The organism is Pantoea sp. ICBG 985, from assembly GCF_002928365.1.
GTDB lineage: Bacteria > Pseudomonadota > Gammaproteobacteria > Enterobacterales > Enterobacteriaceae > Pantoea > Pantoea dispersa.
The window spans coordinates 551,037-571,075 of record NZ_POWM01000003.1 but is presented as its reverse complement, the minus strand read 5'-3'; the positions used below and the strand labels follow the sequence as shown (position 1 = coordinate 571,075).

Here is a 20,039-nt window from a genome sequence, read left to right as displayed (position 1 = left end):
GCGCACAGCTTACGCAGCGCTAAAATAATCATTACGTTAGTGATTTTGTAACTAAAAATATCATTTCAGTTACGCCCGTCCCGCTTTAATAAATCGCGACTGCTTATTTTTTGACGTGACAAATATCACATCTCTGCCAGGCTTAATTTACACGTTCCACTGTACAAGGAGATAGGTATGACTTCATTTACTAACAAAACGCTGATTACCCAGGAATATCCAAAGCCGCCATTCAAAAAGCAGCATCAGCCCATTCCGGGATTAGCCAGTAAGATGGAACCCCGTCCCGATCACGGTGAAACCAGCTATCGCGGCACTGGCCGTTTAACCGGGCGCAAGGCGCTGATTACCGGTGGCGACTCCGGTATTGGTCGCGCGGTAGCCATTGCGTATGCCCGTGAAGGGGCAGACGTGGCGATCAACTACCTGCCGGAAGAGGAGCAGGACGCCGCTGAAGTGGTGCAATTAATCGAAGCGGAAGGCCGTAAAGCGGTGGCTATTCCCGGTGATATTCGCTCAGAATCTTTTTGCCAGCAGCTGGTAAAAGAGGCAGCAGAAAAACTCGACGGCCTGGATATTCTGGTGAATAACGCCGGTCGCCAGCAATTTAATGAGTCTATCCGTACGCTCTCAACGGAAGATTTTGACGCCACCTTTAAGACCAATGTTTATGCGATGTTCTGGATCACCAAAGCGGCACTGGAATATCTGCCTGCCGGATCATCCATTATTAATACCTCGTCGGTTCAGGCGTATGAACCGAGCGCCATTCTGCTGGATTATGCGCAAACCAAAGCCGCGATCGCCGCCTTTACTAAAGCGCTGGCGAAGCAGCTGGGCGAGCAGCAAATTCGCGTCAATGCTGTAGCACCAGGACCGTACTGGACCGCGCTGCAGGTGTGCGGCGGTCAGCCGCAGGAAAAAATCGAGAAGTTTGGTGCCAGCGCGCCACTGGGGCGTCCGGGTCAGCCGGCTGAAATCGCACCGTTGTACGTGACCTTCGCTGAAACCACCAACAGCTTCACCTCAGGTCAGGTGTGGTGCTCCGATGGCGGTACCGGTACCGTCTGACCGGGGAATTCCACCCGTATTACGTGGCTGCCAGCAGGCGGCCACGTTGCCGTTTCTGCTGACAGGGAAGATCCATGAATAATCAAACGTTCCAGTCGCCGGTGCGCGAACGGGGCTTCGCGCGTCTCGGTGACTACGCGGCCATCGGCGAGGGCCGGTCGGTGGCGCTGATCGCGCCCGACGGCGCGATTGACTGGTGGTGCGCGCCCAACCTTGACTCCGCCCCGCTGTTTGACCGCCTGCTCGATCCCGAGATCGGCGGTTTTTTCCAGATCGAACCTGATGCCCCTTATCGTACCGAACGCGCCTACCGTGCTGACAGCAACGTACTGGAAACCCGCTTTTTTACCGATAACGGCAGCGTACTGCTGACCGAATCGCTAAACAGCACGCTGGCAGGCCGTCTGCCGTGGAGTGAGCTGGCGCGGCGCGTGGAAGGCGTTGACGGCGAAGTGACGCTGCGCCTGACGCTGCGCTTTGGCACCGTTGCCGAAACCCGATCGCCGTGGCAGGACAGCACTGAACAGGGCGACGTCTACCACGTTGGCGATCTGCTGGCGATGCTGCGCACCAGCGAGGACTGGCAGATCGAACAGCGTGACGATGAGCAAATCTGCGCCACGCTACGCACCGCAGAGGGCAGTCGATCGCTGGTGGCGTTGCTGGTCACCGAGCGCGAACCGCTGGCGGTGCCGCCGCTGGAGGCGATCGATACCCGCATCGAAACCAGCCATACCGCCTGGTGCGACTGGACCCGCAGCCTGAGCTATCAGGGGCGCTTTGCTGAGCACGTGCGCCGCTCGGCGCTGTCGCTGAAATTTTTATGGTATTCCCCCACCGGCGCGCTGGCGGCGGCAGCCACTACCTCGCTGCCGGAAGGCATTGGCGGAGAGAAGAATTATGACTACCGCTACGCATGGGTGCGCGATGCCTGTCTGATCATCAAAGCCTTTGTTTTTCTCGGTGCGCTGGAAGATTGTAAAGCGGCGTTCTCCTGGCTGTCGAAAACCATTATCCGCCACGGCACCGCGCTGCGCACCTGCTACACGCTGGAGGGCAACGAAGTGCCTGCCGAACGCTTCGTGCCGCTGCGTGGCTATCATCATTCCCAGCCGGTACGCGTGGGCAACAACGCCCGCGACCAGCTGCAGCTGAGCATGTACGGCGATATGCTGGCGACCGCCGAGCTGTTTATTCGCGCCGGGCACGTGCTGGACTTAGCCACCTCACGCATGCTGGGTGCGCTGGCTAACCACTGTGCCGATTTATGGCGTCAGAAAGACAGCGGCATCTGGGAACTGCCGGAGCAGCAGCACTATACGCATTCAAAGATGGCCTGCTGGCTGGCCCTCGACCGTGCCGTGGCGCTGGCCGAAGCGCGCCACATTGAACCGACCTGGCTGAAACGCTGGCAGCGCGAGCGCGACCGCATCAGCAGCTGGATTGAAGCGCACTGCTGGAACGAAGAGAAACAGTCGTATGAATTTTATCCCGATAGCAACGGCAGGCTGGACGCTGCGCTGGCGCTGGTGCATCCCTATGGCAGCCGCGTCAACCCGGCACGTATGCAGGCCACCTACCGTGCCATTGAGCAGGAACTGGGACACGGTTGCGCCATGCTGTATCGCTACAGCGGCACGGAACAGGAAGAGAGCACCTTTATCGCCTGCTCATTCTGGCTGGTGGAAGCCTGGGCGGCGCTGGGAGAATGCACGCGCGCCGAGAACGCCATGCAGCAGATTCTCGGCAAACTGTGCCAGCGCGGCAACGTGGAAACTTTCAACGAAATGTTTGATGTGCGCAGTGACGAATGGCGCGGCAATATGCCGCAGGGCCTCAGCCATCTGGCATTAATTTGCGCCGCACAGGCGCTGACCGATCATGGCTGAAATGCCCCGCCGGCTGGCGGGGCATGATGTTAACGTGAAGGCTGTGGCGCACGAAACACCAGCAGGATACCCGCCAGAATCGCCGCCATGCCCAGCAGGCTCAGCCACGGCAGTCGGTTACCCAGCAGCAGATAGTCGAGCAGCGCGGTAATCACCGGCACCAGATAAAACAGGCTGGTGACGTTAACGATACTGCCCGCGCTCAGTAAGCGATACAGCAGCAGCTGGGCCACCACGGAGATCATCACGCCGAGGAACAGCGCGGCCAGCCAGAAATGCAGCGTGAAGCTGACATAAAACGGTTTAACCGGCAGCAACAGCAGGCACAGCAGTAAACTCACGCCGTACTGCAGCGGCAGCACCTGCGCCGGATGCTGCGTCACCCGCTGCTGCATGATGGCACCGAAGGTCATGCACAGCAGCGCGGCCAGCGCAAACAGCACGCCGCTGAGCGGCAGCTGCGACGCCGCCAGACTGCGCCACACCAGCAGTATCAGCCCCGCCAGCGCGACCGTTAAGCCCAGCAACCGCCTGCCCGGCAGACGCCGCTCCACCAGGCACAGCGTCAGGATAGGCTGGATGCCCATGATGGTGGCGATCAGCCCTGGCGTCACGCCCTCCGCCATCGCCTGGAAATAACACAGCGAATAAGCGCCGATCAACACCAGGCCGGTCAGCATCACGCGCGGGCGCGTACCGGGCTGCGGCAGCCAGCGGCGGCGAAACAGTCCCACCAGCAACAGTGCGACCAGCGCGATGCTAAAACGCACCACCAGCAGTGCCAGCGGTGAGGCATTATCCAGCCCGAGACGCGAGAAAATGGCTGCGCTGCCCCACAGCAGCACAAAGCCTGACGTCGCTGCCTGCGAAGTCAGCGAAGAAGAAGAACGCATAGCATTGCTCCTGAAACAAACGTTGTTAGCGCGCTCGCTTAGCGAGGCGCAGGAAGTTCGATACTTAGCGAATCACAACGCGTACCGGAGGTGGCGGGCAGCAAGGCGCATACAGGCGAAAGTCAGATGACGATGCGGAATCAGCAGAGAGTGTCATAAACGCGCCTGTAGCATGGGGTTGAGGCCAAACGTTAACAGATTGTTTACACCCTGTCATCCATTTAGCCGTTGCGGAAACACCTCACGCAGCCAGTCGATCAGTACCCGCAGGCGCTGGGTGAGATGGCGGCTTTGCGGATAAACCACGTGGAACGGATAGTCGGACGGACGCCAGTCGGCGAGGATCTCCACCAGCCGTCCGGCCTGCAAATCCGCGGCCGCAGCGTAACGGAACGTCTGAATGATGCCCAGACCCGCCACCGCCGCGGCAAGGTGCGCGTTGCTCTCATTGACGCCAACGCGATGCGCGGTCTTGACCTCGATTCGCTCTTCGCCGTGGCGGAAGCGCAGCGGAAACGCGCGCCCGCTCTGCGGCGACAGATAGCTGATGATGCGGTGGCCATTGTTCAGCTCCTGCGGATACGCCGGAATGCCGTAGGTCCGCAGATAGCCGGGCGTGGCACAGGTGATCATTTGCGCATTGCCTAAGTGCCGTGCCACCAGTGACGAATCGCTCAGCGGACCGCCGCGCACTACGCAGTCCACGTTATCACTGATGAGATCCACGGTGCGATCGGACACGCCAAGGTCCAGGGTGATGTCGGGAAACCGGGCGACAAAATCGGGCAGCGCCGGCAGCAGTACATCACGCGCCGTTGAACCGCCGATATCCATACGCAGCTGACCGCGCGGCTTTGCCGTGACGCTATTGAACGCACAATCGATATCTTCCAGATCGCGCACGATGCGCAGCGCCCGCTCGTAGTAATCGCGCCCTTCTGCCGTCACCGTGACCCGGCGCGTGGTGCGCTGCAACAGACGCACGCCGAGATGCGCTTCCAGCTCCTGCACCAGCTTACTCAGGGTGGCGTTAGGCATATCCAGTGAATTGGCCGCCCGGGTAAAGTTACCTGCCTCGACCACGCGGGCAAACGCCCGGATTGCCAGCAATTGATCCATTGTTACCCCTAACCTGATTATCCACCCAGAGAAATAGTCCTTTCGATTTTACACCATTTATCCGTAAAAGCGGCAGCGCTACAGTGCACTTCAGCGACGGCAAGGCCGTCACCACTTAACCTGATCAACTGTGGAGTACATACTATGAACCTGATTCTGCAAGACAAAATTGCTTTAGTGACCGGCGGCACCTCCGGTATTGGCCTCGCCACTGCTCAGGAACTGGCGGCACAGGGCGCACGCATGTTTATCACCGGTCGTCGTCAGGCTGAGCTGGATGCAGCCGTCGCCAGCATCGGCGCCACCGCCACCGGCATTCGCGCCGATGCGGCACAGTTAAGCGATCTCGACGCCGTCTATGCGCAGATTGCGCGCCAGGCCGGCCGGCTGGATATTCTGTTTGCCAACGCCGGTGGCGGCGACATGCTGCCGCTGGGGGCCATCACAGAAGAACATTTTGATCGTATCTTCAGCACCAACGTCCGCGGCGTGATGTTCACCGTGCAGAAAGCGCTGCCGCTGCTGAGCGATAAGGCATCGGTGATTCTCACCGGCTCCACCGCCGCAATTCAGGGTACGCCGGGCTTCAGCGTTTACAGCGCCAGTAAAGCGGCGGTGCGTAACTTTGCCCGCTCGTGGGCGCTGGACGTGAAAGATCGCGGCATCCGCATTAACGTGGTGAGCCCTGGCCCGGTACAGACGCCAGGCTTAGGCGGCCTGGTGCCGGAAGATCAGCGCCAGGGGCTGTTCGATGCGCTAGCCGCGCAGGTACCGCTCGGTCGTCTGGGTGAGCCGGGAGAGATTGGCAAGGTGGTGGCGTTTCTCGCCTCCGACGCCGCCAGCTTTATTAATGCAGCCGAACTGTTTGTCGATGGCGGTATGGCGCAGGTGTAAGCGGGTATTGTACCGGTGCGCCGCCCGGCGCACCGGCTTTCTGCCTGAAGCATGGCTGCGGTTAACGCAGCGAATGCTCACCTGCCACCGCTGCCGGCTCGCCAGCGGTGAGCTGCTGCTCCAGCTGCTCCAGCGATATGCCTTTGGTCTCCGGCACGCGACGCAGCACAAAGACAAAGCCCGCCGCACAAATCACGCCATACAGCATAAAGCTGCCCGCTGCACCAAGTCCGGCATTGAGGATGGGAAAGGTATAAGTCAGCACAAAACAGGCAATCCACAGCGCCAGCGTGGCGACGGACATCGCCAGACCGCGAATCCGGTTGGGGAAAATTTCCGCCAGCAGCACCCAGGTGACCGGTGCCAGCGTCAGCGCATAAACCGCAATCGCCGCCAGTACCAGAATCAGCACCGGCCAGCCGGTGATGCCCAGCGTGTAGGCACCGGCGATCAGTGCATAACACAGCGTCAGTCCTCCGGCGCCGATCAGCATCAGTTTGCGGCGACCGAGCCGGTCCACCAGCGGCAGCGCCAGCACTGTTGCCAGCAAATTGATCAGGCCGGTGGCCACGATCGACTTCAGCGTACCGTTGATATCGAAACCAGCCGAAGCAAAAATCTCCTGCGCATAATTGAAAATCACGTTGATACCGCACCACTGCTGGAAAATCGCCAGCACGATGCCGGTGATGACAATCGGCAGCGTGCGCGGAGCCAGCAGCGAGCCGGCGCGGGCGCGCGTTTGCTGGCGATCCTGTTCCAGCGCGCGGGCAATCTCGCGCTGCGTCTGCTGCGCATAAGCAGGCGAACCAATTTTATTCAGCATCGCCAGCGCGCGCTGCGGCTGGCCCACCAGCATCAGCCAGCGCGGTGATTCCGGCACCCACATCATCAGCAGCAGAAACGCCAGCGACGGCACGGCAGCCGAGGCGAACATCCAGCGCCAGCCAACCTGACCGTTCCAGGTTTCACGCAGCGCCGCATGGGTTGATGCGCCGACGACCGGATCGGCAATCATCAGGTTGACCAGCTGCGCCGCCAGCACGCCAATAACGATTGTCAGCTGGTTAACCGCGACAAACTTGCCGCGCTTGTCTGCCGGGCTGATCTCCGCGATGTACATCGGGCTTAGCGCCGAGGCGATACCAATGCCGACGCCGCCGAGAATGCGCCACCAGACAAACAGCGTAAAGCTGCTGGCCAGCGCGGTGCCGATCGCCGACACCACAAACAGCAGTGCGGCGACGATCAACGGCAGCCGCCGCCCCAGCTTGTCCGCTGACCAGCCGGACACCAGCGCGCCAAACACGCAGCCCACCAGCGCCGAACTCATCGCCCAGCCGGATGCCGCCGGATCGGTGACGTTGAACCAGGCCTCATAGAAGGGTTTGGCCCCGCCAATCACCACCCAGTCATAGCCAAACAGCAAACCGCCGCAGGCTGCCACCAGACAGATGCTCCACACGTAACGCATATTCAGATGTTGATGATTGTTCACGGCCACTCTCCGCACCAGGGTCAAAGTGCGGCTATCACACCACCGATACTGCAGGGTGAAAGTTCAGGCCCTCACAGATTTTAGTAACAGGAGTTTAGTAAACTACGCCGTACCGGGATCGGCCTCGACATAGAGATAACCGATGCCGAGGACCTGTCGGGCGCGGTCAAGCTGACCAAAATGCACGTTGGTGGCTTTGCTTTTCAGCGCATCGCGCGGATCGAAGGGGTTGAAATCAATCTGGTGCACGATGGTCTGCAGCCAGCTCTCACCAAAAGTACAGCTGCGACCGTATAGCCAGATTTGATTGATATTCAGCGTATTAAGGAAATTGTACAGACTCATGCCGATGGCTTCCGCGCTGCGCTGCGCCCACTCGACAATCCACGGCTCGCCGGCCTGCCAGGCGGCCAGCAGCTGACGGCTGGTGGGCTGCACCGCCTGCGGCGCGCGCTGATGCGCCAGCCGCTTAAGCGTGCTGAGCGAGGCGACCGTCTCCAGGCAGCCCTGCCGTCCGCAGTTACAGCGCTCCCCGTGCGGATCAATAATGGTGTGGCCAATCTGCCCGCTGCCGTACAGGTTGCCGCGAAAGATCTCGCCGTTGATGATAAATGATGAGCCGATGCCGTAATCGACATTGATGACGCAGAATTCGGCCAGCGCATTGCGGTTCAGCCACTTTTCCGCCAGCGCCAGCATCACGCAGTCGTTATCGACGCGGACGTCAACCGCCAGCTTCTCCTCCAGCAGAAACTTCAGCTGCAGCGGGCTGCGCCACGCCGCCTGCGGCATATGCTGCGAGACGCCGGTTACCGGATCGACCTGCCCGTGCACCGCCAGCGCCAGATTAATCTGTCGCTTCGGCCAGCGTTTACAGGTCGCGCGCCACACCGTTTCAATCTCCGCCAGCAGCTGCTCTGGCGTCTGCGCGTTGATGCTGATTTGCTGATAGTCGCCCTGCGCCACCAGCTGCGCATCCGCCAGCTGCAGTTCAATGCTGGTCGGCTTGACGCACAGGCACAGCGTCCACGCGCCTTGCGCTGGCAGCTGAAAACTGCCGTTACTGTTGCCGCGCGTGCTCAGCGTGGCGCTGGAGTGCTGCACGTGGCCCTGCTCCAGCAGCTCCTGCAAAATCTTGCTGGCCGCCGGAATGGTCAGGCCGCTGAGCTGCGCCAGCTGCGATTTGCTCAGACGTTTATGACGCCACATCAGCTGCATAAACAGCGCTTTGTTGTGCTTACGCACCTGGAAATTATTCAGTCCGACGGTTTTCACGCGGCCTCCTTTCGCTTCATCCGCGCTCATCTTACTAAACAGTGTTTACTGACTTCTGTGATGGTTGCGCCATCCTGCGCGCCTGCCGTGCTTTAGAGTCCCTGCTCATAACAACCTGTTCGCGCTATTCCGGTAAAAAACGTTCTGATAATGCCGGGCGAACGCTTTATCTGGCTGTGCTGACACCAACCCTACAGAGAAAACATAATGACAACATCACCTGCAACCCATCCGTGGCTGATCCGCCTCGGCATTCCGCCCGCGCTGGCCTGGGGCTATCTGGCAGTCCTGCTGTTTATGATTGGCGACGGCGTCGAGTCCAACTATCTCGCGCCCTATCTGCACGAAAACGGCTTCTCCCTGAATATCGCTGCCTGGGTAATCGCCTTTTACGGCGTCACCGTCACGCTGGGCTCATGGCTGGCCGGTTCGCTGTCAACGCTGATCGGCCCGCGTAAAGTGATGCTGGCGGGCGGCCTGATCTGGATTGTGTTTGAAGTGCTGTTCCTGGCCGTGGCGCTGCCGTCGCACAGCGTGCTGCTGCTGGCACTAACCTATGGCCTGCGCGGCGTGGCTTATCCGATGTTTGCCTACGCCTTTCTGGTGTGGATTCAGTCGGCGGCCCCGGCGGAGATGCGCGGCTCCGCCACCGGCTGGTTCTGGCTGGCATTTACCGGCGGGCTGCCGACGCTCGGTTCGCTGGTAGCGATCTTCTCTATCCGCCTGGTGGGCGAATACGCCACCTTCTGGCTGTCACTGGGTCTGGTGGCGATCGGTCTGCTGGTGATGCTGCTGGCGCTGAAAGAGCGCAGCGGTTATCAGTCGCTGCTGGATGCCGAACATCGTCAGCAGGGCACGCTGCGCACGCTGATGGGCGGCATCGATATTCTGTGGCGTGAGCCGCGCATCGCTGCCGCGGCAGTGGTGCGCATCATCAACACCACGCCCTACTTCGGCTTCTTTATTTTTTTGCCGGGCTTTTTCACCGAACAGATTGGCTTTTCCCAGACCGAATACCTCAGCCTGATCACCATCATGGGACTGGTGGGCATGAGCTTTAATCCCATCGTCGGCAAGCTGAGCGACCGCATCGGCTGGCGCAAAGTGCTGACGGTGTTCGGCGGCCTCGGCTCCGGTGTCTCGATGCTGCTGATGTACTTTGTGCCGCAGTGGAGCCACGGCAGCTTTGTGCTCAGCGTGATCTGCGCGTGCCTGTACGGCATCACGCTGTGCGGCTACGTGCCCGCCGCCGCGCTGTTCTCCTCGCTGTGCCAGCCGAAGGACAAAGGTAACTCCATGGCGATTTACTGCTTCGCCGCCGGTTTGTCCACCTTCTTCGGTCCGGCGCTGTACGGCGCAATCAATGCGCTGCTCGGCACACTCGGGGTGGTTTGGGGCTACGCCTTCCTGTATCTGGTGAGTGCGTTTATCTCGTGGCGTTATCTGCTCAGTCCGCTCGATCCGGGCGAGCAGCACAACTCGGCGGCGCAGCGCCTGCGCCGGTTAGATTCCATCGCATCGGAGTAAACGGAGCGTTATGAAAGAGTACGATTACATTGTGGTGGGCGGCGGGAGCGCGGGCTGTATCGTTGCCGCGCGCCTGGTCAGCGAAGGAAATGCGCGCGTGCTGCTGCTGGAGGCCGGGCGCGACGAATACCATCCGGTGCTGAAAATGCCCGCCGGCTATATGAAGTTTCTCGCCAGCGACCGGTTTCTGACTATGCATCAAACCGAAGCGCAGCCGCAGCTCAACGGACGCGGCGTGATCGTGCCGCAGGCCAAAGTGCTGGGCGGCGGTTCGACTGTCAACGCCATGGTCTACATGCGCGGTCATAAACAGGATTACGCCGACTGGAACCAGGCGCTGGGTCATCAGGGCATCGACTGGTCGTGGGAGGCGCTGCTGCCGCACTTTACCGCCATCGAAGATAACGATCACCTCGGCGCACCCAATCACGGCGTTGGCGGCCCGATGAAAGTGTCGCATCTCGGCCACTTCAGTCCGCTGAGCCGCGCCTATGTCAAAACCCTGCAGGGGCTGGGTATTCCCTACACGGCGGATTTTAACAGCGGCAATCCGTCTGGCGTCGGCTTCATGCAGCACACCATCGACGGTCAGACGCGGCAACGCTGCAGCGTGGTCGATGCGTTTATCAACCCGCTGCGCCATGACGCACGGCTGACGCTGGTCACCGGTGCGCAGGTTGAAGAGGTGCTGTTTGACGGCACCTGCGCCAGCGGCGTGCGCTATCGTCAGGATGGCCAGCCGCAACAGGCGCGCGCCAGCCGCGAAGTGATTCTGGCCGCCGGTGCCTATCAGACGCCAAAACTGTTGATGCTCTCCGGCATCGGTCCGCAGGAACAGCTGAAACAACACGGTATTACCGTGCGCCATGCCTTGCCGGGCGTGGGTAAAAACCTGCAGGACCATTACGAAGTACCGGTGGTTGCCAGCACGCGCGGTGCGTTTGGCTACTACGGCCAGGATCGCGGCTGGCCGATGGTCAAAGCCGGACTGCAATATCTGCTGTTCAAAAGCGGCCCGGTGACTACCACCGGCGTGGAAACCTGCGCCTTTTTCGATCCGCTCGATTTCACGGCGACGCCCACCATTCAGATGTTCTGCGTGCCAACGGTATATCTCGATCGCGATGTAATGGGTGCCGATCCCGGTGACGGTGTCACGGTGAACTCCCTGCTGCTGCGCCCTAAAGCCACCGGTGAAGTCACGCTGCGCGATAACAACGCCAGCAGCCTGCCGGTGATCGATACGCAGATTTTCGGCCATCCGGACGATTTAGCCCGCACCCTCGCCGGTTTTCGCTTTGCGCGTCAGGTGCTGGCGGCCGCGCCCATCCGCGAGATGGTCGATCAGGAGATCTTCCCTGGTGCGGAAGTCACCAGTGATGAAGCGATTGGCGCCCACTGCCGGCGCATGGTGAAAACCGGCTATCACCCGGTCGGCACCTGCCGCATGGGACACGATGACGATCCGCTGGCGGTGCTGCACGACGACCTGCGCGTGCGCGGCGTACAGCGGCTGCGCGTGGTGGATGCCTCGATGATGCCGAATACTATCAGTGGCAACACCAATGCGGTGGTGATGGCCGTGGCGCATCGCGCTGCGGAGCTGGTTCTGCAGTCACAACTTGTCGAGCACAAGGAGGCCGTGTATGAGTGACAAACTGGCGCGCCTGCAACAGGCGCTGGCACACTGGCAGCTGGATGCAGTATTGCTGACGCGCCGCGATAACATCGCCTGGCTGACCGACGGGGCCAGCTATTATGTAGTGGATCGCGCCGAGACTGGCGTTGCCAGCCTGCTGATTGGCCGCGACAGCGTGCTGCTGCTGGCACCGGACAATGAGCTACCGCGCATTCTGGCCGAAGAGCCGCTGCCGTTCAGCTGTGCGACCCGGCACTATCCGTGGTACCAGTCGCTGAGCAGCGTGCTGCCGGCGGGCAATATCGGCAGCGATACGCCCATGGCAGGATTGAGCGATATCCAGCCGCAGATGATTACGCTGCGCCAGGGGCTGAGCGCAGCGGAACAGCAGCGCTTTCGCACGCTGGGACAGGAGACGGCGCAGGTTGTCGAAACGGTGGCGCGCCAGCTGCGCGCGGGCGTCAGCGAATGGCAGGTCGAAGCCGACATTGCCGCCGGCTGTCTGGCGCGCGGCATTCGCCCGATGTGCACGCTGGTGGCCGCCGATGAGCGCATCGCCGCATTTAAACATCCGGTGCCGACGCACAAAACGCTGCAGCGCATGATGCTGATCACCCTCGGTGCCGAACGGCACGGTTTGCATGTCAGCCTGACGCGCCTGGTGCATCTCGGCGAACCCGACGCGGCGCTGCGCCAGCGCATTGTGACGCTGGCGGAGATCCACGCCGATATGCTGTATGCCACCCAGGTGCAGCGCAGCTGGTCAGCGGTTTTTGCCGACATCACTCAGGCTTATCAACGCCACGGTCACGCTGAGGCGTGGCGCGATCATCATCAGGGCGGTCCGGCCGGCTATGGCTGTCGCGACTGGATTATCACCCCGGAGAGTCGCGGTGAGGTGCAGCCCGACACCGCCGTGGCGTGGAACCCGACGCTGAGCGGCGTGAAAAGCGAAGACACTTTTTTGCTCAGCCGCAGCGGGCTGTCGCCGCTCACGCGCAGCGACAGCTGGCCGCTGATTCGCCTGCAGCGAGGTGATAATACCTTAGAGCTGGCCGACTGGCTGATTCTCCCGACATCCTCATAAGGAAGCGACTATGTCCCCACGTTTAGCCAATAAAACCGCCATCATTACCGGTGCCGGCAGCGGCATCGGCAGCGCCATCGCCACCCTGTTTGCGCGCGAAGGCGCCCGCCTGGCGCTGTTCGATCGCGACGCACACAGCAGCGAAGCGCTGGCGGCGCAGCTACAGCAGCAGTCCGGCCAGCGCTGTCTGGCCTGCGCAGCCGATGTCACGCAGCCGCAGCAGGTTAGCCGCGCGGTACAGCAGGCGCAGCAGGCGCTGGGAGATATTGATATCCTGATCAACTGCGCTGGCGTAAACGTTTTTCGCGATCCGCTGACGCTGGACGAGGATGACTGGCAGCGCTGCATGGACACCAATCTGAAAGGGCCTTACAACCTGATACGCAGCGTCCTGCCGGCGATGCTGGCACGTCAGTATGGCAACATCGTTAACGTTGCCTCGGTGCACGGGCACAAAATCATTCCCGGCGCGTTCCCTTATCCGGTGGCTAAACACGGGCTGATCGGCCTGACGCGTTCTCTGGGCGTGGAGTACGCCGCGCAGGGCATCCGCGCAAACAGTATTTCGCCCGGTTTGATCATGACGCCAGCCGCTGAAGCCTGGCTGGCGAGCTGTCCGGATCCGCAGGCCGAGCGCGCGCGTCAGGCGACGCTGCTGCCGTGTAAACGCATCGGCGAGCCGGATGAAGTGGCTTACACCGCGCTGTTTCTCGCCAGCGACGAGGCGCGCTTTATCAATGCCACTGATATCCTGATCGACGGCGGGCGCAGCCAGATGTATCACGAGTAAAGCGGAATCGCCGGTTACGGATGCACGCGCCGGCAATGATCGGCACCTGCCGCCACCGGATGGGCGGCGATATCAGCGCGGTCGGCGCGGATTGTCGCGGTATCGACGTCAAAGCGCTTATCGCGGTCAGCCAGCAGCGCCGGATTGAGCTGACCGTCGGCGGTAAAGCCCATCATTAGCGTCGGCGCGCCCAGCGGCAGCGTTTTATCGCGGTCGGTATGCCAGGTGTGCCAGGTTTTTCCGTAGGTGTTGACAATTTTGCTCATCAGCGCGTGCTCCGCGGCTGGCGGCAGGCCGGGCGCAATCAGCGTACCGGATTTCACTTCATAGCGATGGCTGTGCCAGTACTGCTTTTCCTGCGCCGGCAGCTGCTTAAATAAACGTTCGCTGATGATGTATTCCACGCCCATTAATTTGGCGTCTTTTTTGTTACCGTCATAAATAACCGCCTGCATCACATCGTCATTAAGAATGGTGACGTAGTGATGGGCTTCCATCTGCCCCTGCTGATTTCCGCAGTAATAATGAAAACCATCCAGATACGTATTGATCGCCTCAATCGGCGGCCGCGACTGCAACGCCGCCGCCCCGCTCTCCAGCAGCGCGGTTTTCCCCGCTACCGGCGCACCAGGTGCCGTAACCGGCGAGGCGCTGTTATTCGCGCCACAGCCGGATAATAACAATAACGCCAGCGCGCTAAATACACGGTTTCGCATTTCATCACCCCATTCTTATATTGAGTGATAAACATAGTTAATCAGCGTCAGGACGCGAGCGCAGCGGGAACCATATCCGGCGGCGAATTAAAACTGCCACGCGGTAAATATCAGGCCGCTCAGCTGCCCGCCGATTCAGTGATGAATGTGTCGGCCACTGTTAGCAGAGTGACAGGCCGAGAGGCGAAGCTGGGGGCTGGGTGAATAAGTTTCGTGAGTAAACAGACGATTCCGCTATCATGAGTGAACGCTCATAAAACAAGGCTGCACTGATGAGAGAGTTACCGCCTACCGCCATGCTGCGCGCGTTTGAAGTGGCGACGCGTCATCCGACCTTTACCGCCGCGGCTGAAGAGCTGTTTATCACCCAAAGCGCCGTCAGCCATCAGCTCAAAAACCTGGAAGAGATCTGGGGCGTGCAGCTCTTTCAGCGCGGCAAAACGCTGAGTCTGACGCCGGCCGGCGCGGCGCTGGCACCGATTGTGCGCGAGTTTTTCAGTAATCTGGAAACCACCTTAGCCGACTTGCGCGAGCAGAAAGGCCGCGTGCGGCTGCGCGTAAACACCACTTATTCATTTGCGCTGAAGTGGCTGTTGCCGCGCCTGCCGGACCTGACGCGCCAGCACCCGGAAATCCTGGTGACGCTGGAAAGCACCGATGATGCGATTACCTTCTCGCGCCAGGATTCTGATGTGGCGATCCGCTTTGGACATGGCAATTATCCGGCGCTGCACAGCGAATTTATGTTTCGTGAACAGCTGTTTCCGGTTGCCAGTCCGGCGCTGCTGCAGCGCTTCGGCACACCGCAGGAACCGGCAGAACTGCTGCGCTACCCGCTGCTGATGCGTGATGGCGCCGATCTGGTGCCAAAGTGGGAGATCTGGTTTAAACAGGTCGGCCTGACGCTGGATGCCTTACAGGAGAGCGTACGTTTTGCCGACACCAATATGACGCTGGAAGCCGCGCTGCTGGGGCAAGGCGTGGCGCTGGCGCGCAGCGGTCACGTTGAAAAAGAGCTGCGCGACGGCAGCCTGGTGCGGCTGTTCAGCGTCGCGTTTTCCTCGCCCGCCGCCTACTATTTCGTCTGTCCGCAGGGCATTGAAAGCCAGCCGCACATCGTTGATTTTCGTCGCTGGCTGCTCGCTGAATCACGTCAGGCGCAGCAGGATTATCAGTAAAGCATGAGCTTTTACTCATAGCGCAATGATAAATCTTCGCTTTCCAATCCATTTGCGGCTGCATAGCATCAGCCTATGCCTGATTACATTATTGTCTTAACGCTGTGCGCCGCGCTGCTGCACGCCAGTTGGAACACTTTACTGCGCGGCGGATCCGATCGCCTGTGGTCAATGACCATTATGTGCGTGGCGATCGCGCTGGTGTGTGCGCTCAGTACGCTGTTTCTGCCGCTGCCGGCGCGCGCCAGCTGGAAATATGCGCTGCTGTCGGCGCTGCTGCACGTCGGCTATAACCTGTGCCTGGTGCGCAGCTACCAGAGCGGCGATCTCGGCCAGACCTATCCGATTGCGCGCGGATCGTCGCCGCTGCTGGTGACCTGCGCCGCCGCGCTGTTTGCCGGCGAGCACATCGCCTTTACTACGCTGTGCGGCATCGTGCTGGTGTCCGCTGGCATTGTGTCGCTGGCGCTGCGCGGCGGCAAACTGGCGCTGCCGGGCCTGCGCTACACGCTGGCGACCGGTGCCTTTATCGCCGCGTACAGCGTGGTGGACGGCATGGGCGTGCGCGTTGCCGGCAATGCGTTTGCGTATACCGCGTGGATGTGCAGCTTGTGGGGCATATTAATGCCGGCGGTCTACATCGCGCTGCGCGACAGCAAAAGCCTGCTGCAGTGGCGACCGGGCGTGCTGAGCGCCGCGGCGGGTGGCCTGGTTTCGCTGCTGGCCTACGGCATCATCATTTACGCCATGACGGCAGCGCCGATGGGCGCGGTGTCGGCGCTGCGTGAAACCAGCGTGCTGTTTGCCGCCGTGCTGGGCGCGCTGTTTCTCGGTGAAGCATTAACGGTAAGAAAAATGCTGGCGTGTGCGGTGATTGCACTCGGCACGCTGATGATCGGTTAAGCGATGAGGAGATGGCAGTATGTCTGAACGTTGTAAAATCGCCCTGCTGGGCCCCGGTGCAATTGGTACCACCGTCGCGGCGGTACTGCATGAAGCCGGGCGCACCCCGCTGCTGTGCGGCCGCACGGCCCATGCCCAGTTAACGCTGCGCCACGATGCGGGCGAAATCAGCGTGCCTGGTCCGGTATTGCATGATGTCTCGCACGTGACACAACGCTGCGATTTGCTGTTCGTGGCGGTTAAAACCACCCAGGTCGCGGACAGCGCCGCGTGGCTGGCCACCCTGTGTGATGAAAAAACCGTGGTGTGCGCGCTGCAAAATGGCGTCGAGCAGCAGAGCCAGCTGGCGCCTTACGTCAACGGCGCCACGGTATTACCTTCGGTGGTGTGGTTTCCGGCGCAGCGCGAGCCGGATGCGTCAGTCTGGCTGCGCGCTCAGCCTCGCCTGACCTTGCCGGATGTGCCGCAGGCCGCGCGCGTAGTGGATGCGCTACGCGATACGCGCTGTGAGGTGGCACTGGCCGCGGATTTTCTCTCCATCGCCTGGCGCAAGCTGTTACAAAATGCCGTCGCCGGTTTGATGGTGCTGGCCAACCGTCGCGCCGGCATGTTTAGCCGCGGCGATATCACGCAGCTGGGATTAGCCTATTTACAGGAGTGCCTGACGGTGGCACGCGCGGCCGGCGCGGTGCTCGACGACAGCGTGCCGCAGGAAATTATTGATGGCTTTCATCGCGCGCCGCCCGATCTGAGCACCTCGATCCTCGCCGATCGCCAGGCCAACCGCCCGCTGGAGTGGGATACCCGCAATGGTGTGGTACAGCGCTATGGCCGTCAGCATGCTATTGCTACGCCGATTAGCGATGTCGTGGTGCCGCTGCTGGCAGCGGGCAGCGAAGGGCCGGGCTGATAAAATAGGTTGCCTGACGCGCGGGGAGAAACAGCTATGCTGCGAATTGTTTATACAACGGCCAGGTTTTGATCGCGGCGCAATGTGTTGCGCGATAAATAGGATGCGATGTTGAGCTGATTTAAACCATCGCCTTCCCGGCATAATCACGATGACGGCAACAGGACGCACTTATGACAGGTTACGTTTTTTACCGCAAACAACAGGTTATCGCCACGCTGGAACGATCGGATGTGGAACGTGCCCGGTTGCTGATGGCGGACGGTTACAGCAAGATGGATGAAGAAATTAATGCAGCCAGCGCACAGGCGGCGCTGCGGCGGCTGGCTGATATTCGCCATGAAGAGCACATGACCGAACACGCTTTTGCCACCGGTTCGGTATTCAGCGCGGTGGTCAGCGCCCTGTTCAGACACTGACGTTATGCGCCAAACGCCCCATCAATGGTGTGCATGGCGCCGGTGACGAAACCGGCTTCGGGTCCTGCCAGCCACGCCACCATGCCAGCCACCTCTTCAGAACGGCCATGGCGTTTAATGGCCATGAAGCTGTGCATCAGATCTTTCATCGGACCATTTTCCGGATTGGCATCGGTATCAATCGGGCCCGGTTGCACCACGTTGATAGTGATGCCGCGCGGGCCGAAACCCCGCGCCAGGCCGCGCGCCAGCCCCTGTAAAGCGGATTTACTTAGCGCATAAGACGCCATACCGGGAATCGGCATGCGGTCGCCATTGACCGAACCGATGATGATGATGCGGCCGCCGGCTGGCATCTGTCGGGCGGCTTCAACCGCAGCATGATACGGCGCGTGAATGTTAATGCGGAACAGGCGATCGACCGCGTCCGGATCCTGTTCCAGCGCATCGCCAAACAGGGCGATGCCAGCATTAACCACCAGCACATCCAACGGTCCACTGTCGCGCACGGTGGCAATCACCGCATCGCGCTCTGAGCTGTCGGTATGAACGGCAGCCGAACCGGTTTCGTGCGCCAGTTTTTCGGCGGCCTCGGGCGAACCGGAGAAGGTGAAGGTCACGCTGGCACCCTCATCAGCAAAGCGACGCACAATAGCCGCACCAATACCGCGACTGCCGCCCAGAACCAGAACCTGCTTATCTTTAAATACGCTCATTTGCATCTCCACGTGTGATTTCTTAGTATGCATTACAAAATGAGCCCGAATTAATGTCAATGCGATTTTGTAGCGAGCACTATAAAATATGAAATCACCTGGTCGTCCCCGTAACTTTGACCCCGAACACGCCGTAGCGGTCGCGCAGGGGTTATTTCATGCCAAAGGTTATGACGCCGTCAGCGTCGCCGATGTCACTGACGCGCTGGGCATCAATCCGCCGAGCTTTTACAGCGCCTTCGGTAATAAGGCCGGATTGTATGCCCGCGTTCTCGATCGCTACGCCGCTACCGGCTCGATTCCTCTGGCTGAGATACTGCGCGACGACCGCCCGGTGGCCGAAGCCCTGGATGCATTACTGAAAGCGGCGGCGCTGCATTATGCCCGGGATGAGGTGTGTGCGGGTTGTCTGGTGCTGGAAGGGATTCGCTGTCAGGATCAGCACGCGCGTGAGGCGGCCAGGGTGTTTCATCGCGCCGCTGAGGATACCATCCGGCGCTATATCGCGGCCCGCTACCCACAGGACGCACCGCGCCTGACCGATTTTGTCAGTACCGTGATGTCCGGACTTTCTGCGAGAGCGCGTCAGGGCCACAGCGTTGAGCAACTGCTGGCCAGCGCGGAGCTGGCGGGTCTGGCGGTGGTTGCAGCGCTTGAGGCGTGACCGCTTTTCAGCGATGTTCTGACTGCGAAGTGATGCCGGTTAACTGGCTGAGTCGGTGTCCGCCACCGACCGCTGGAACATGCGCATAATGCCGCCAAGATGCCAGTGCAGAAGTTCCAGCGCCTGTTCATCCTCGTAATTAGTTAACCGCGCCACAATCGCCTCATGATCGTTTTGCGAACCCTGAAACTCATCCGGCGTGCGCGTCAGGTGATTGAGAAAGGCACGAATGCGGTTGATGCTGGTTTTGTAAAAACCGACCAGCTCACTATTCTGGCTGGCTTCAATCAGTGCCATATGAAACGCCGCATCGGTTTCGCGGTAGGTCTCCGGCGCGTTTTGTAATGCATCGCGTCCACGCGCCAGCTGTTCGTTCAGGCGCGCGATCAGCGCCTGACGATCGTGTCGCAGCGCCAGCTTTAATGCGCCTGATTCCAGAATCTGCCGCATCTCACAGGTTTCGCGCATCTCCCGCTCATTGAACGAAAACACAAAAGTGCCGCGCTGCGGGATAATCTGCACCAGACGCTCCATCTCCAGCTTTTGCAGCGCCGCTCTTACCGGCGTCCGGCTCACGTTAAGCTGGGTGGCAATATCGTTCTCGGAAATTAATGCACCGGGTGCAATCTGGCAGTTCACGATCAGGTCACGAATATGATCGGCCAGAATGCTGCTCAGTGACTGCGGGCGGAGGATGTTTTTCGATGACCAGTCAATGATGAGTTTATCGGCGGGCATAGCGTGGCGAGCGTCCTTTAAACAGCGAGCATTTAGGGGGTCAGAATGACGGTGGGCACTGTGTTTTGTAGTATACAAGAGACAGATCCCCCAAACAATAACGGGCCTGTTTG

19 protein-coding genes are annotated in these 20,039 nt (G+C 60.4%); 12 read left to right on the top strand and 7 right to left on the bottom strand.

Features of this window, described 5'->3' with window-relative positions; all coding sequences use genetic code 11:
* Positions 1-177 precede the first annotated feature (177 nt).
* Both C1Y42_RS12135 and C1Y42_RS12130 read left to right on the top strand, forming a co-directional pair.
* Positions 178-1,071 (top strand): SDR family oxidoreductase, encoded by an 894-nt coding sequence (locus C1Y42_RS12135; protein WP_021509546.1) that lies wholly within the window; start codon positions 178-180, stop codon positions 1,069-1,071.
* A gap of 74 nt (positions 1,072-1,145) precedes the next feature.
* The gene (locus tag C1Y42_RS12130; protein WP_104093560.1) at positions 1,146-2,960 is read left to right on the top strand and encodes a glycoside hydrolase family 15 protein; all 1,815 of its coding nucleotides are present in this window, start codon (positions 1,146-1,148) and stop codon (positions 2,958-2,960) included.
* Positions 2,961-2,989: 29 nt separating this feature from the next.
* Here the strand turns inward: C1Y42_RS12130 and C1Y42_RS12125 are convergent, their stop codons facing one another.
* Positions 2,990-3,853 carry a DMT family transporter gene (locus tag C1Y42_RS12125; protein ID WP_104093559.1) on the bottom strand — a complete coding sequence of 288 codons (864 nt, stop codon included), beginning with the start codon at positions 3,851-3,853 and terminating at the stop codon, positions 2,990-2,992.
* A 213-nt stretch (positions 3,854-4,066) separates the two neighbouring features.
* On the bottom strand, positions 4,067-4,972 hold the full coding sequence (locus C1Y42_RS12120; RefSeq protein WP_104093558.1) for a LysR family transcriptional regulator: 906 nt from the start codon (positions 4,970-4,972) through the stop codon (positions 4,067-4,069).
* Positions 4,973-5,116: 144 nt separating this feature from the next.
* Here C1Y42_RS12120 and C1Y42_RS12115 point away from each other — a divergent pair, with 144 nt between their 5' ends.
* Positions 5,117-5,866 (top strand): SDR family oxidoreductase, encoded by a 750-nt coding sequence (locus tag C1Y42_RS12115; RefSeq protein ID WP_104093557.1) that lies wholly within the window; start codon positions 5,117-5,119, stop codon positions 5,864-5,866.
* 61 nt (positions 5,867-5,927) lie between these two features.
* On the opposite strand, the gene C1Y42_RS12110 is transcribed toward C1Y42_RS12115, so the two are convergent.
* Complete coding sequence (locus tag C1Y42_RS12110; protein ID WP_104093556.1) at positions 5,928-7,364, bottom strand: sugar porter family MFS transporter; 1,437 nt, start codon at positions 7,362-7,364, stop codon at positions 5,928-5,930.
* A 102-nt stretch (positions 7,365-7,466) separates the two neighbouring features.
* Complete coding sequence (locus C1Y42_RS12105) at positions 7,467-8,639, bottom strand: ROK family protein (RefSeq protein ID WP_104093641.1); 1,173 nt, start codon at positions 8,637-8,639, stop codon at positions 7,467-7,469.
* A 207-nt stretch (positions 8,640-8,846) separates the two neighbouring features.
* Here C1Y42_RS12105 and C1Y42_RS12100 point away from each other — a divergent pair, with 207 nt between their 5' ends.
* Genes C1Y42_RS12100 through C1Y42_RS12085 form a run of 4 tightly spaced genes read left to right on the top strand, consistent with a single transcriptional unit; the run spans position 8,847 to position 13,682 of the window.
* Positions 8,847-10,166, top strand: coding sequence for an MFS transporter (locus tag C1Y42_RS12100; protein ID WP_104093555.1), 1,320 nt, complete (start codon positions 8,847-8,849; stop codon positions 10,164-10,166).
* Positions 10,167-10,176: 10 nt separating this feature from the next.
* Positions 10,177-11,820, top strand: coding sequence for a GMC family oxidoreductase (locus tag C1Y42_RS12095; RefSeq protein ID WP_104093554.1), 1,644 nt, complete (start codon positions 10,177-10,179; stop codon positions 11,818-11,820).
* A complete protein-coding gene (locus tag C1Y42_RS12090; RefSeq protein ID WP_104093553.1) occupies positions 11,813-12,892 on the top strand; it encodes a Xaa-Pro peptidase family protein in 1,080 nt (359 codons plus the stop codon). Before C1Y42_RS12095 ends, C1Y42_RS12090 begins: the two co-directional genes overlap by 8 nt.
* A gap of 10 nt (positions 12,893-12,902) precedes the next feature.
* The gene (locus C1Y42_RS12085) at positions 12,903-13,682 is read left to right on the top strand and encodes an SDR family oxidoreductase (RefSeq protein WP_104093552.1); all 780 of its coding nucleotides are present in this window, start codon (positions 12,903-12,905) and stop codon (positions 13,680-13,682) included.
* A 14-nt stretch (positions 13,683-13,696) separates the two neighbouring features.
* On the opposite strand, the gene C1Y42_RS12080 is transcribed toward C1Y42_RS12085, so the two are convergent.
* Positions 13,697-14,398 (bottom strand): OBAP family protein, encoded by a 702-nt coding sequence (locus C1Y42_RS12080; RefSeq protein ID WP_058758848.1) that lies wholly within the window; start codon positions 14,396-14,398, stop codon positions 13,697-13,699.
* Between the two features lie 272 nt (positions 14,399-14,670).
* On the opposite strand from C1Y42_RS12080, the gene gcvA reads away from it, so the two are divergent.
* The 4 genes from gcvA (at position 14,671) to C1Y42_RS12060 (ending at position 17,808) form a co-directional block, all read left to right on the top strand.
* A complete protein-coding gene (gcvA, locus tag C1Y42_RS12075; RefSeq protein WP_104093551.1) occupies positions 14,671-15,576 on the top strand; it encodes a transcriptional regulator GcvA in 906 nt (301 codons plus the stop codon).
* Between the two features lie 75 nt (positions 15,577-15,651).
* The gene (locus C1Y42_RS12070; RefSeq protein WP_104093550.1) at positions 15,652-16,479 is read left to right on the top strand and encodes a DMT family transporter; all 828 of its coding nucleotides are present in this window, start codon (positions 15,652-15,654) and stop codon (positions 16,477-16,479) included.
* A gap of 19 nt (positions 16,480-16,498) precedes the next feature.
* On the top strand, positions 16,499-17,389 hold the full coding sequence (locus C1Y42_RS12065) for an oxidoreductase (protein WP_021509560.1): 891 nt from the start codon (positions 16,499-16,501) through the stop codon (positions 17,387-17,389).
* 173 nt (positions 17,390-17,562) lie between these two features.
* A complete protein-coding gene (locus C1Y42_RS12060) occupies positions 17,563-17,808 on the top strand; it encodes a hypothetical protein (protein ID WP_021509561.1) in 246 nt (81 codons plus the stop codon).
* A 2-nt stretch (positions 17,809-17,810) separates the two neighbouring features.
* On the opposite strand, the gene bdcA is transcribed toward C1Y42_RS12060, so the two are convergent.
* Positions 17,811-18,524, bottom strand: coding sequence for an SDR family oxidoreductase (gene bdcA / locus C1Y42_RS12055; protein ID WP_104093549.1), 714 nt, complete (start codon positions 18,522-18,524; stop codon positions 17,811-17,813).
* 88 nt (positions 18,525-18,612) lie between these two features.
* On the opposite strand from bdcA, the gene C1Y42_RS12050 reads away from it, so the two are divergent.
* Positions 18,613-19,188: a TetR/AcrR family transcriptional regulator gene (locus tag C1Y42_RS12050; protein ID WP_021509563.1), complete on the top strand. Its 576-nt coding sequence runs from the start codon at positions 18,613-18,615 to the stop codon at positions 19,186-19,188.
* Between the two features lie 39 nt (positions 19,189-19,227).
* Here C1Y42_RS12050 and C1Y42_RS12045 read toward each other — a convergent pair whose 3' ends face one another.
* A complete protein-coding gene (locus C1Y42_RS12045; RefSeq protein ID WP_104093548.1) occupies positions 19,228-19,926 on the bottom strand; it encodes a GntR family transcriptional regulator in 699 nt (232 codons plus the stop codon).
* Positions 19,927-20,039 lie beyond the last annotated feature (113 nt).